The organism is Ornithinibacillus liuyingii (assembly GCF_055550225.1).
The window spans coordinates 91,493-104,208 of the sequence record NZ_JBPWOS010000007.1 but is presented as its reverse complement, the minus strand read 5'-3'; the positions used below and the strand labels follow the sequence as shown (position 1 = coordinate 104,208).

At 38.1% G+C, this 12,716-nt stretch carries 12 protein-coding genes; 2 read left to right on the top strand and 10 right to left on the bottom strand.

What is annotated here, in order from left to right:
• The first annotated feature begins 9 nt into the window (after window positions 1-9).
• A complete protein-coding gene (locus ACSKT4_RS11005; RefSeq protein WP_186869851.1) occupies window positions 10-1,377 on the top strand; it encodes an aldehyde dehydrogenase in 1,368 nt (455 codons plus the stop codon).
• A gap of 346 nt (window positions 1,378-1,723) precedes the next feature.
• On the opposite strand, the gene ACSKT4_RS11000 is transcribed toward ACSKT4_RS11005, so the two are convergent.
• From ACSKT4_RS11000 to ACSKT4_RS10970, 7 genes are all read right to left on the bottom strand, one after another.
• The gene (locus tag ACSKT4_RS11000) at window positions 1,724-2,431 is read right to left on the bottom strand and encodes a DNA alkylation repair protein (RefSeq protein WP_186869852.1); all 708 of its coding nucleotides are present in this window, start codon (window positions 2,429-2,431) and stop codon (window positions 1,724-1,726) included.
• 76 nt (window positions 2,432-2,507) lie between these two features.
• Window positions 2,508-2,879, bottom strand: a complete 372-nt coding sequence (locus ACSKT4_RS10995; RefSeq protein WP_186869853.1) for an iron chaperone — start codon at window positions 2,877-2,879, stop codon at window positions 2,508-2,510.
• 51 nt (window positions 2,880-2,930) lie between these two features.
• Window positions 2,931-4,166: a DNA polymerase IV gene (locus ACSKT4_RS10990; protein ID WP_186869854.1), complete on the bottom strand. Its 1,236-nt coding sequence runs from the start codon at window positions 4,164-4,166 to the stop codon at window positions 2,931-2,933.
• A 161-nt stretch (window positions 4,167-4,327) separates the two neighbouring features.
• Window positions 4,328-5,446: a M20/M25/M40 family metallo-hydrolase gene (locus ACSKT4_RS10985; RefSeq protein ID WP_186869855.1), complete on the bottom strand. Its 1,119-nt coding sequence runs from the start codon at window positions 5,444-5,446 to the stop codon at window positions 4,328-4,330.
• 18 nt (window positions 5,447-5,464) lie between these two features.
• Window positions 5,465-7,018 (bottom strand): acyl-CoA carboxylase subunit beta, encoded by a 1,554-nt coding sequence (locus ACSKT4_RS10980; RefSeq protein WP_186869964.1) that lies wholly within the window; start codon window positions 7,016-7,018, stop codon window positions 5,465-5,467.
• Window positions 7,018-7,836: a methylmalonyl-CoA epimerase gene (mce, locus tag ACSKT4_RS10975; RefSeq protein WP_186869856.1), complete on the bottom strand. Its 819-nt coding sequence runs from the start codon at window positions 7,834-7,836 to the stop codon at window positions 7,018-7,020. Before mce ends, ACSKT4_RS10980 begins: the two co-directional genes overlap by 1 nt.
• Window positions 7,837-7,860: 24 nt before the next feature.
• Entirely contained in the window at window positions 7,861-9,513 is a 1,653-nt protein-coding gene (locus tag ACSKT4_RS10970) for an acyl-CoA mutase large subunit family protein (protein ID WP_186869857.1), read from the bottom strand.
• A 163-nt stretch (window positions 9,514-9,676) separates the two neighbouring features.
• Between ACSKT4_RS10970 and prli42 the strand changes: the two genes are divergently transcribed.
• Window positions 9,677-9,820 carry a stressosome-associated protein Prli42 gene (gene prli42 / locus ACSKT4_RS10965; RefSeq protein WP_186869858.1) on the top strand — a complete coding sequence of 48 codons (144 nt, stop codon included), beginning with the start codon at window positions 9,677-9,679 and terminating at the stop codon, window positions 9,818-9,820.
• A 46-nt stretch (window positions 9,821-9,866) separates the two neighbouring features.
• Here prli42 and ACSKT4_RS10960 read toward each other — a convergent pair whose 3' ends face one another.
• The 3 genes from ACSKT4_RS10960 to ACSKT4_RS10950 all read right to left on the bottom strand — a co-directional run bounded on the left by ACSKT4_RS10960 (window position 9,867) and on the right by ACSKT4_RS10950 (window position 12,716).
• On the bottom strand, window positions 9,867-10,847 hold the full coding sequence (locus ACSKT4_RS10960; protein ID WP_186869859.1) for an aromatic acid exporter family protein: 981 nt from the start codon (window positions 10,845-10,847) through the stop codon (window positions 9,867-9,869).
• A 69-nt stretch (window positions 10,848-10,916) separates the two neighbouring features.
• Window positions 10,917-11,348, bottom strand: a complete 432-nt coding sequence (locus ACSKT4_RS10955; protein ID WP_186869860.1) for a BrxA/BrxB family bacilliredoxin — start codon at window positions 11,346-11,348, stop codon at window positions 10,917-10,919.
• A gap of 87 nt (window positions 11,349-11,435) precedes the next feature.
• The gene (locus ACSKT4_RS10950) at window positions 11,436-12,716 is read right to left on the bottom strand and encodes a dihydrolipoamide acetyltransferase family protein (RefSeq protein ID WP_186869861.1); all 1,281 of its coding nucleotides are present in this window, start codon (window positions 12,714-12,716) and stop codon (window positions 11,436-11,438) included.

Genomic DNA, 12,716 nt, shown 5'->3' with positions numbered 1-12,716 from the left:
TGGTATTTGATGAACATCCAACAATTGGTTGAAAACCAACGTAACTTTTTCTTAAATGAACATACACTAGATTATCGCTTTCGAATCGATCAACTACGAAAATTACGTTATAAGCTAGAAAAGTACGAAAAGAATATTTACCAAGCTTTAAAGCAGGATTTAAATAAATCAACTTTCGAAACCTTTACAACAGAGCTTGGTTTTTTATATAACGAAATAAAACATCTGGAAAAAAACTTAAAAGAGTGGATGAAAGATGAACCAGTGGACGCCCCTCTGACCCATAAAGGAACGAAAAGCTATATTCGCAAAGAACCATATGGAGTTACTTTAGTTATCTCCCCTTGGAACTATCCGTTACATTTGGCGATTGCACCTGCTATCGGAGCAATTGCTGCAGGAAATACAGTTATTATTAAACCGTCAGAATATAGTCCATCCACTTCATCTTTACTCGCTAAAATGGTCAAAGAAACATTTGATCCTAGCTTTTTAACAGTAGTAGAAGGTGCAAAAGAAACTAGTGAAGCGTTATTAAATCAACGCTTTGATTATATATTCTTTACTGGCAGTACTCCTGTAGGCAAAGTCGTCATGCGTAAAGCTAGTGAATATTTAACTCCGGTAACATTAGAACTTGGTGGGAAAAGCCCTGTTATTGTAGATAGAGATGCCAATATATCGATAACGGCTAAGCGAATTGTATGGGGAAAATTTTTAAATGCCGGACAAACTTGTGTTGCTCCTGATTATATTTATGTTCACAGTAAAATGAAGGATAAGCTTATCAAAGAAATGAAAAAGCAAATAAAGAAGCTATATAATAAAGATGCACTAACGAATAAAGATTATGTTCGAATTGTTAATGAAAAACACTTCCATCGCTTGTCAGCCTACCTTTCAAATGGCATAATAGCCTATGGTGGGAATACAGACAATGAGCAATTAAAGATTGAGCCAACCATATTAGATCAGATCACTTGGGAAGATCCTGTCATGCAGGATGAGATTTTTGGCCCAATACTACCGATTCTTACGTTTGAAACATTAGATGATGCGATCGCCGATTTAAAGCGTCGGGAAAAACCTTTAGCACTTTATTACTTTGGTGAAAAAGAGAGTAATCAAGAAAAAGTGATGACAAGTTTATCATTTGGCGGAGGTTGTATTAACGATACATTATATCATCTAGCAAATCCTAACCTGCCTTTTGGTGGAGTTGGCAGCAGTGGTATTGGTAGCTATCATGGGAAATATAGTTTTGATACGTTTTCTCATCAAAAAAGTATCTTGAAACAAACTACTAAAATGGATATACCACTTCGTTATCCTGGCGGTAAGCTTGCATTTTCATTAATTAAGAAAATATTAAAGTAACCGAGTAATCGTTTTTATATCCTCAGTGAATGTTAAAGAAGAGGCTTTAGACAAAAGAATTTATCTCAAATAAAAAACCGAATGATGAGCAACGACCACGCTCCGGAAATATACTTGCGGTTGCTTCCAGCACAGTGGCGACATCTGCTCGAAAGAACCTCGCAGTGTCTTCTTTACCGCTGGGCGCTGGTGAGCCTCCTCGTGCTAAGCACTTCGGGTTCTCAACCTTGCCCTATCCTGCTGCAGGAGTCTACGTATATTTCCGTAGCTAGTATCGTGTATCATTCGGTTTTACATTTAATTCTATTAGTTATCTGCCAACCCCTTCTTCTATATCAAGTATGGACTAGCATCTTACATATTTACGCTTAAAACCTAGTGAACCTCTGTCTAAATCCTTCTGAATCTTTTCGGAAGCATGTAAGATAGTACTTTTCTTGTTGTCCTTTTTCATTTCGACTGGCCCAATTCTCTTTGCCACTTCAACTGCCTTCTCGTGAAGGGGCACATACGAAATTGCAACGGTATAGATAAAATTATTCATGGAAGACTTCGTACGTTCTGGTGCTTCATGAATTGTCTTCATCACTTGATCCAACATACTGGAAAGCTTGTCCGAATTAAATTCATCATCTGGGCGACTACCTAATAACCAACAATAACAGCTCCAGCCTGCTGACATCTTAAGCTCCTCACCACTAGCAATCCATTTATCAGCTACTTCTTGAGCAATATCCGTTTCAGATAACGTTACAGCTACAACATAATCGGAAATCATATAAAAATATGCACTTTCCATCCAACGATTAAAGTCTTCCTCCGTCATCACGTGTGGGTCTGCGATAATACCAGCAAAATACATAGCATCATAGTTTCCGGTTACATATAATTCCTCTGCCAATTTTTGATTCTTCTTAATTTTTCTAGCAATTGGTTTCATTGCACCAGTCGCTACACCAAATAATGGTTCATGTGCGCCATTACTTAGGTATCTTTTTTTCGTTCGCTCCGTACCAAGTGATTCTAATTCTTCCATTACTGTTTTTAAATCCATGGCTTAACTTCCTTCCTGTAACATTCTTCTTCAATTAAATCGACCCCACTATCCGGTATTTACGCAAATACTACTTCTATTTACGCCAAAAAGTAGTACAGTCGGCTTTATCCAATATATTAAATGTAATCATTTTCTCAAGTAAAACATAGTCAAACGGATTATCCCACTTGAAGCGTACCAGTTCCTTCGTATGCTCTAAGCCTGCCTCCTCTATTTCATTTGCAAAGTGAATCATCCCTGCTCTTTCCGGTGCAACTGCTAGATGGTGTTTAGCCGCACTAAAACCAATAATATAGGTGCCATGATCAGTAAACATAGGTTGATTCCACTTCACTACTGGCATTAAATTGGGAAATGTCTTGATCACCCAATTCAAAACTTCCTCCATTCTTGCTCGATGTTCCAAATTATCGATGCGTCTTAAACATTCATCAAAAATTTCCATCTTATTTTTCCTCCCATCTACCTAGCTATTAATATAAATGCAGTATAACGTTTATTTTCTATAATCATCCAGAAAGTCTTTTTGAAAGCTAGTTTTAGGTTGTTGATTCACTTCCTCCTTCACCTCAACAAAGGGGTTTTTACCAAACTTTTGTGTTAATTTATCGATAGCATCGTACAGCTTTTCTTTTTCAGCATCCTTCTTATACGTAAACAAATCCAATTGTTGAGCAATATTTTGTTTTTCTTCTATATCCTGAACAGTTACGCCAAGTAAGCGAATTGGTTCTAAATTCCAATGAAGGTCAAAAAGTTCAAAAGCTACCTTTAAAATATCCTCCTTCTTTTCAATATAATTCGGAAGCTTTTTACTTCTAGTAATAGTACTTCGGTCATGATAGCGAATGGTTAACTGGACAGATCGACCTGCTGCATGCTTCCGTTTCATTCTACTCTCTACATTTTGGGCCAGTGCCGTTAGTAAGCTTCGGATTTCGTTAGCATCGGTTGTATCCACCGGCAATGTCTCGGAGCTACCAATACTTTTAAATTCATTTACTGCATCCGGATCGACTGGCCTCAAGTCAATACCATTCGCACGATTCTTTAACCGTTCACCATTAATACCCAATAACTGTTTCAATTGATAAACATCCGCTTCAGCCAAGTCACCAATGGTATGAATATCCATTGTGTTTAATTTTTCCGCTGTCTTTTTCCCTACTCCATACATTTCAGCGACTGGTAATGGCCATAGCATCATAGGAATATCTCGTTTTCTTAGGATTGTAATTCCCATTGGCTTCTTCATATCCGATGCCATTTTTGCTAAGAATTTATTCGGAGCAATACCAATACTACACGGCAGATCGAGCTCTCTTTTTATTTTGTGCTGTAATTCCTCAGCTAATTGTAGCGTATTAGAAGGTGATGTGGCGTCCGTTACATCCATATACCCTTCATCAATTGATACGGGTTCTACAAAAGGCGTTATAGAATTTAGTATTTTAAATATTTCACTTGAGGCGTAGCGATACCGTTCAAAATTAGGGCGGAGGATAATTAATTCCGGGCATAATTTTCTTGCTTGCCAAATTGGCATCGTTGTCTTAACCCCTTTAGCCCTAGCTTCATAATTGCTTGTAATAATAATCCCTTTTCGCTCCTCTGGATTTCCAGCTACTGCTAATGGTTTTCCTTTATATGCTGGATGATAGGCCGTCTCCACCGAAGCATAAAAGCTATTCATGTCCAAATGAAAAATAATCCGTGCCTTATTCGCTTTCATATCACTTTACACCTTTCCGAACGGTTGTTTCTACTTTTATTATATCACAAAAACAAAAAAGCCCTTTATACTAGTAGAAAGGGTTAATTGGATTTAAAGAAAAAAACATTAAAGATGCCAATAAAGGTATCTTTAATGTTCATGGAAAAATATAAGATGAATTAATTAGCAACTTCTTCAATGATTGCAGCTACTAATTCCGTTACTTTTACTAATTCCTCAACTGGTATACGCTCATTTGTCGTATGAATTTCTTCATATCCTACTGCTAAATTGACAGTCGGGATGCCAAATCCTGCAATAACGTTCGCATCACTTCCACCACCGCTCTTCAGTAGCTGACTTTCTCTACCAATCGATGCGGCTGCCTTTCTAGCAACTTCAACAACTTCATCTCCAGCCTGTTGTTTGAATCCGGGATACATTACCTTAATATCCACAATTGCTTCTCCGCCCATTTCTTTAGCGGTTGTTTCATAAGCTTCCTTCATGGCCTTCACTTGAGCTTCCATTTTTTCCGGCACTAGGGAACGCGCTTCTGCTAGGATTTCCACATGATCCACTACGATGTTTGTTTGCTTTCCGCCTTCAAATCGACCAATATTTGCTGTCGTTTCTTCATCAATTCTTCCTAATGGCATTTTAGCAATAGCTTTAGCAGCAATGGTAATAGCAGAAACTCCTTTTTCCGGTGCAACACCAGCATGGGCTGTTTTGCCTTTAATAATGGTATTAATTTTTGCTTGCGTTGGCGCAGCAACGATAATATCCCCAACTTTTCCATTACTATCTAATGCATATCCAAACTTCGCATGAATCATGGATGGATCTAGTGCTTTGGCACCGACTAATCCAGACTCTTCTCCCACCGTAATCACAAATTGCACATCACCATGTTGGATATTGTTCTCTTTTAGTACACGAATCGCTTCAAGCATGGCACTAAGTCCCGCTTTATCGTCTGAACCAAGAATCGTTGTACCGTCTGATACAATATATCCATCCTGAATAGATGGTTTAATACCTTTACCCGGTACTACGGTATCCATATGGGAAGTGAAATAAATCGGGTCAACCCCATCCTTATTCCCTTTTAATGTACAAATAAGGTTATTCGCACCATGACCTGTCTTTTCTTTTGCCTCGTCTTCTAGTACTTCCAACCCTAGTTCGCTAAACTTCTTTTTCAAAACCTCTGCAATTTCAGCTTCAAAGCCTGTCTCTGAATCTACTTGAACTAGCTCCATAAATTCACTAACTAATCTGTCCTTATTGACCATGTTGTTAACCCCCTAAAATTAAAGAGGAATATTCCCATGTTTTTTGCTTGGGCGATCCTCTTTTTTATATTGTAACATTTCTAACCCTTGAATAAGCTTTATCCGAGTTTCCCTAGGGTCGATAACATCATCGACCATGCCTAGCTTTGCCGCAATATATGGATTTGCGAACTTTTCTCGATATGTATTAATCTTTTCTTGACGTGTTTTTTCAGGGTCTGTACTTGCCGCAATCTCTTTAGCAAAGATAATATTTGCTGCACCTTCTGGTCCCATAACTGCAATTTCTGCATTTGGCCATGCATAAACTAAATCTGCACCAATTGATTTACTATTCAATGCTACATAGGCACCACCATAAGCTTTTCTTACAATAACAGTTAGCTTAGGTACTGTAGCTTCAGAATATGCATATAAGATTTTAGCTCCATGTCGTATGATACCACCATGTTCCTGTTTTATGCCAGGAAAGAAACCTGTCACATCTTCAAATGTAATAATTGGGATATTAAAACAATCACAAAAGCGAATAAATCGTGCTGCTTTATCACTTGAATCAATATCGAGTCCACCTGCCAAATGTTTCGGTTGATTACAAACTAATCCAACTGTTTGACCATGTACTCTCGCAAAACCTACTACAATATTTTTAGCAAATTCTGCATGAATTTCATAAAAGCTATCCTCATCCACTACTTGTTCAATAACTCGTTTTATATCATATGGTCGTGTAGAATCAAATGGAACAATATCAACTAATCCTGGTCGATAATTTTGTAGGGCATCTTCTGTTACGGTCCTTACTGGTGGTTTATCGTTATTATTGTTCGGTAAATACGATAGCAATTTCTTCACATGATTTAATGCATCTGTCTCATTTTCTGCTTGGAAATGGGCATTGCCACTTTTACTATTATGAATATGTGCTCCACCTAAATCTTCAGAGGAAATTTTTTCTCCTGTTACCGTTTCAATAACTTTAGGCCCCGTAATAAACATTTGTGAGGTCTTCTCGACCATTATCACAAAATCCGTTATAGCTGGTGAATATACCGCTCCACCTGCACTTGGTCCCATAATAACGGAAATCTGCGGTATATAGCCGGAATAAATGGCATTACGGTAAAATACTTGACCATACCCATCTAGTGAGGATACCCCCTCTTGAATTCTAGCACCACCAGAGTCATTTAATCCAATAAATGGGACACCATTCTTTGCCGCAAGATCCATAACGACAGCGATTTTCTTTCCATGCATTTCACCTAAAGCCCCACCATAGAGAGTAAAATCTTGTGCAAATAAATAGACTGGACGGCCATCGATTTTTCCATACCCAGTGATAACACCGTCCCCCATTCCACTGGACCCATTCATTTCAAAATCGGTTCCACGAGATTCAATAAACGTATTTAATTCAACGAAACTCCCGTCATCTAATAAGTAATCAATTCGTTCCCTAGCAGTCCATTTCCCTTTAGCATGCTGCTTTTCAATCCGTTCATCCCCACCACCTAATTCTGCCATTCTCCGTTTATCATAGAGCTCATTAATCCGATCAAACATATCCATCATGCTTCTTCTCCCCCTGCTTCTTCACATAGTTCAAACAGTACGCCATGTGCTGATTTAGGATGTAAGAAAGCGATTTGTGATTGATGACTGCCTTGTTTCGGTTCTGCATTAATTAATTGAACACCATTCTTAGACAAGCTGTTAATCCTTGCCTGAATATCATCAACATCTAAGGCTATATGATGGATGCCTTCTCCTTTTTTTTCAATAAATTTATGAATAGCAGAGGAATCCTCTAAAGGTTCTAGTAATTCAAAACGACTCTCCCCAATTTTAAGGAAGGCTACTTTTACTCCCTCAGACGCTACCTCTTCCACTCCCTCTAGTTCTAACCCTAATGTCTTCGTATAAAATGGTAGCACCTGATTGATTGATTTAACGGCAATACCAATATGGGATATTCTGTTAGAAATACTACCTTCCTGTACTCCTACTAGTTGATTAATATAATCTGCTAACGCTTCAATCGTAGAACCACTTGTAAAAATTTCCTTTACCCCTTTTTCTTTAAGGAATGGAATATCCTCTGAAGGAATGACACCGCCACCAATTACTGGAATATCTTCAGCACCTAACGCTTTTAATTCCTCAATTACTTTTGGAAAAAGGGTACGATGTGCACCTGATAAGGAAGATAATCCTACTACATCAACATCTTCCTGAATTGCCGCTTTGGCTATTTGAGCTGGTGATTGTCTTAAGCCAGTATAGATTACTTCCATTCCATGATCTCTTAACCCTTGAGCGATTATTAATGCACCTCGATCATGTCCATCAAGACCAGGTTTTGCTATTAATACTCTTATCTTTGCCATACTATGTTCTCCTCCCCTTTTGTATTAGATGCTACCGTATTCTCCAAACTCTTGACGGAGTACATTACATATTTCTCCAACAGACGCATAAGCTTTTACGGCATTTAATATATATGGCATTAAATTCTCATCGGCTTGACTTGCTGCCCATTTCAGTTGTTTTAATGTACTTTCTACCATTTCACTATCACGTTTTTCCTTTATCGACTGGAGCTTAGCCTTCTGCTCCCGTTCTAATTCTTCATCTACCTTTAATAATTCTGGATTAACCTCTTCCTCGATTGTAAATTTGTTTAACCCAACAATTATTTCCTCATCCTTTTCAATTTTTCTTTGTGTTTCATAAGCTGTCCGATGAATTTCTCGTTGCATATAGCCTTCCTCTACAGCAGATACTGCTCCGCCAAGCTCGTTAATTCGCTTCAAGTAAATTTCTACCTCTGCTTCTATTTTATCTGTCAATGCCTCCAAGTAATATGAGCCACCTAACGGATCAATCGTGTCTGCAACGCCACTTTCATGGGCAATGATTTGTTGTGTTCGTAAAGCTATCCGTGCCGATTCCTCTGTTGGCAGAGCAAGAGCCTCATCACGAGAGTTTGTATGTAAACTTTGTGTACCACCAAGAACTGCTGCCAATGCTTGCAGAGTTACACGAACTATATTATTATCCGGCTGCTGGGCAGTTAAAGTAGAACCACCTGTTTGGGTATGAAAACGGAGCTTCCAACTCTTCGGATTTTTTGCTTGATAATGCTCTTTCATAATTTTAGCCCACACTCTTCTAGCTGCACGGAATTTCGCAATCTCTTCAAAGAAATTATTATGGGCGTTAAAAAAGAATGCTAGTCTAGGAGCGAATGAATCCACATCCATCCCTGACTCGATAGCTGCATCTACATAAGCCATTCCATTAGCAATCGTAAAGGCCGCCTCTTGAACTGCTGTAGATCCCGCTTCTCGAATGTGATAGCCCGAGATACTAATCGTATTAAATTTTGGAACAAACTTCTGGCAGTATTCAAAGATATTGGTTATCAATCTCATGGACGGCTTTGGAGGAAATATATACGTTCCACGAGCAATATATTCTTTTAAAATATCATTTTGAATTGTCCCTGTTAATTTTTCCATAGGAACACCTTGTTTTTCTCCAACAGCAATATACATACAGAGCAAAATGGATGCAGGAGCATTAATCGTCATCGACGTACTAACTTGATCTAAAGGTATTTTCTCGAGTAGGTCTTCCATATCATAAAGGGTATCAATTGCCACTCCAACCTTTCCTACTTCCCCTTCAGCCATCGGATCGTCTGAATCATAACCAATTTGTGTTGGGAGATCGAAAGCTACAGATAATCCAGTCTGCCCTTGTTCCAATAAATATCGGAAGCGCTTATTTGTTTCTTTTGCCGATCCGAAACCAGCATATTGACGCATCGTCCAATATTTACTTCGATACATAGTCGGTTGTATTCCACGTGTATACGGGTATTCCCCTGGAAAACCTAGCTTATCCATATATGTACTATCTACTTCTGATGGGTAGTACAGCCTTTCTACTTCAATAACTGAACTAGTTAAAAAAGTTTCCTTCCGTTCAGGAAAGCGCTTTAATATTTCTGCAACCGAATCTTTCCACTTCTTTTGAACCTCTTTTTCATCGATATTCATACTTGTTCCCCCATTCTGTTAAACTCGAATCTTCCCATCTGTTCAAATAAGGAAAATATTAAGATAATTTATACTAAAAAAATAGGATTGAATTTATTACTTGTCCTATTACTATTTTAACGTTAAAATAAGTAGAGCATATGGATTGAAGGAGGGCTAACAAATGTCTGCAAACCAAACTACCAAACCTGTACCAAAACGAAAATCCAAACGCGAACGTCGTATGAAGCTAGCAGTATATATTATGATTATTGCCATGGTTGTTTCTACAATAACTTATGGTTTAGCTGTGTTTGTTGGTTTATAAAGGAATGGTAAGACTGGATTACAGATTCAAGTAATCACAGTCTTTTTTATTTTGCTACTTTTGGTTTCCTCCATAAGCTTACATCACTATCTTTATATCGCTTCTTGATGATAAGGTAACCCTCAATTTCATGTAATAATCGAAATAAATTTGCCCGTGTTTCAAATTCCTCTTGCGTTGTTGGTAAATCCTCGTTATGAAACTCATCACGTAATTCCTTCAATTGCTCGAGAAATACAATGGCCGTATTCTCAGGATGAACAGAATCAGCTAATCCCTCGAAGAAATCTGCAATTTTTAATGATATTTCATCGCGATTCGGTAGTTTTGTCACTAAAGGAAGCATCCTTCTAAGTAAATCTAATTGCTTATTACGCATGTAAAAATAGTCATAATAAGTATGCTGGGATCGTAACAAGTGATTTTCCCTATCAATTTCAACTAATCGAGTCGCTTGTTCGAGTAATTCCTCTGATTGTCTTATTTCTTTGCCATCCCATACAGTATTATTATTCCTTAAATATAGAGCGATTTCGGTTAGTACCATCCGAAAGTTATGCTCCAATTTCATTTGAATTTGCTTTAATTTTTGGTCGTATCCAGGCATATATAAGTTTATTAATAGACCTGTTCCTATCCCTACCAAGATGATAATAAATTGTTGAAGCAATAGTGAAACGGGAATACCGTTAGTACTATAAAGATTGAGGATAATGACGGAACTGGTTATAATCCCTGGAGTAACTTTTAACCATACTGTAACCGGAATAAATACCATAAGCATCAATCCTAAAACAACCGGATGATAGCCAATAAACTCAAAAAACAAATACGAAAGTATACTTGCAACAATACAGGCTAATAATCGATGCCACGCACTAATAACGGACTGTTTACGTGAGGGCTTAATTGTCAAAATCGTTAGTATCCCAGCTGAAGTGAAATTGGTCAGTCCTAACGCTTGTGCTATAACGATTGAGATAGGTGTGCCTATTGCTGTTTTAATAGTTCTATACCCGATTTTCACCCATTTTTCTCCTTTTAACAAGAAATAAGACTGACCTTATGGTATAGGACAGCCTTATTTGGTTCTTTCTTATACTTCTTCACAATGTTTGTCAAACATCTCTTGAAGCTTCGTCATTACTTCCATTGCACTGTGGCCTTCAATGTCATGACGCTCAAGCATCGTTACAATTTTTCCATCTTTCAAAAATGCAAAAGAAGGTGATGAAGGCGGATAGCCTTCGAAATATGTACGAGCTTTCTCTGTAGCTTCACGATCTTGTCCAGCAAACACTGTTACTAAATGATCAGGACGTTTATCATAATGAATCGCATTAGCAGCAGCTGGACGAGCTACACCACCAGCACAACCACAGGTTGAGTTAATCATGACAAGTGTTGTACCCTCACGATTCAGTGCAGCATCTACATCTTCAGGTGTTCTTAGCTCCTCATATCCTGCTTCTGTTATATCTTTACGTGCAGCATCAACGATATCATTCATAAATAAATTAAAATCCATACAAGCCACCCCTTTATGTTAAGTTTCTTCTTTCCTAACATATAGGTTATCAATTTTGCAACTAAAATTCAATTTATAAAACTTGATCTAATACACTTGAACGGTATTTTCATTCATATTTTCCAGTGTTTCTTTTACATAGGCTAAAAATTGACCACAAATCAATCCATCTAAAATTCGGTGATCCAGTGATAAACATAGATTTACCATATCTCGAGCAGCAAACATGTTATTAATGATAACCGGTTTTTTCACAATCGATTCAACTTGTAAAATGGCAGCCTGGGGATGATTAATTACTCCCATAGACTGTACAGAGCCAAAGGAACCAGTATTGTTAACTGTAAATGTACCACCTTTCATGTCACCAGCAGTTAGTTTATTGGTACGCGCCTTTTGAGCTAATTCATTTATTTCTCTTGCTATCCCTTTTATACTCTTTTCATCCGCATGCTTAATAACTGGTACAAATAACTCTTGATCTTTCGCAACCGCGATTGATAGATTTATATCCTTACGTTGAATGATTTTATCCCCTGCCCATGTACTGTTTAACTGTGGGAATTTTTTCAAGCCTTGTGCGACCGCTTTTACAAAGAATGCAAAGTAAGTTAAATTATAACCCTCATTTTGTTTGAATTCAGATTTAATTTTATTTCGGTAACTAACTAGATCGGTAACATCTACTTCCACCATCATCCAGGCATGTGGTATTTCCGTTTTGGAGCGTACCATATTTTGCGCAATGACCTTACGTACTCCTGTTACAGGGATTTCAATATCCCCAACCTGGCTAGTAGGTTGTGAGACAGGTGGAACAGAAGCAGTGGATTGCGGTTGTGCTTCCTCTTTTTCTTTTGGAGCTTGTGTATTCACCGATTCGCTCACTGGTGCACTAGGAATATCACCTGTAGCGATAATCTTTTCGATATCTTTACGCGTGATTCTTCCACCACGACCAGTTCCTGTCACGAGCTCTAAATCTATATTGTTCTCTTGTGCCATACGGAGTACAGCTGGAGAATAACGTTTTTTCATAGATTGGTCTAAAGCGACCTCCGTTGTCGAGGTAGAGGCTTCCTTCGTTACGTCCTTCTCAGCTTCATTGGATTCATTAGCTGCACCAGCTTCTGTTTCGATATAGCAAATTAGTTCTCCAACAGCGACCGTTTCTCCCTCACCTGTAACGATTTCTTTGATTGTTCCAGTAAAGGAAGAAGGCACCTCTGCATTGACTTTATCTGTCATGACCTCAGCAATAGGATCATACTTGTTAATATGATCTCCTTCTTTAACAAGCCAAGAGCTTATGGTTCCTTCTGTAACACTCTCCCCTAATTGGGGCATCGTAATTTTTTCCAGTGCCAT

Bases quoted from the DNA above. Each gene is read 5' to 3' on its own strand.
- ACSKT4_RS10955 (WP_186869860.1), bottom strand. From the start codon at position 11,348: ATGGATTTTAATTTATTTATGAATGATATCGTTGATGCTGCACGTAAA.
- ACSKT4_RS11000 (WP_186869852.1), bottom strand. From the start codon at position 2,431: ATGGATTTAAAAACAGTAATGGAAGAATTAGAATCACTTGGTACGGAG.
- ACSKT4_RS10950 (WP_186869861.1), bottom strand. From the start codon at position 12,716: ATGGCACTGGAAAAAATTACGATGCCCCAATTAGGGGAGAGTGTTACA.
- mce (WP_186869856.1), bottom strand. From the start codon at position 7,836: ATGGCAAAGATAAGAGTATTAATAGCAAAACCTGGTCTTGATGGACAT.
- ACSKT4_RS10985 (WP_186869855.1), bottom strand. From the start codon at position 5,446: ATGGTCAATAAGGACAGATTAGTTAGTGAATTTATGGAGCTAGTTCAA.
- ACSKT4_RS10990 (WP_186869854.1), bottom strand. From the start codon at position 4,166: ATGAAAGCGAATAAGGCACGGATTATTTTTCATTTGGACATGAATAGC.
- ACSKT4_RS10995 (WP_186869853.1), bottom strand. From the start codon at position 2,879: ATGGAAATTTTTGATGAATGTTTAAGACGCATCGATAATTTGGAACAT.
- ACSKT4_RS10980 (WP_186869964.1), bottom strand. From the start codon at position 7,018: ATGGATATGTTTGATCGGATTAATGAGCTCTATGATAAACGGAGAATG.
- prli42 (WP_186869858.1), top strand. From the start codon at position 9,677: ATGTCTGCAAACCAAACTACCAAACCTGTACCAAAACGAAAATCCAAA.
- ACSKT4_RS11005 (WP_186869851.1), top strand. From the start codon at position 10: ATGAACATCCAACAATTGGTTGAAAACCAACGTAACTTTTTCTTAAAT.
- ACSKT4_RS10970 (WP_186869857.1), bottom strand. From the start codon at position 9,513: ATGAATATCGATGAAAAAGAGGTTCAAAAGAAGTGGAAAGATTCGGTT.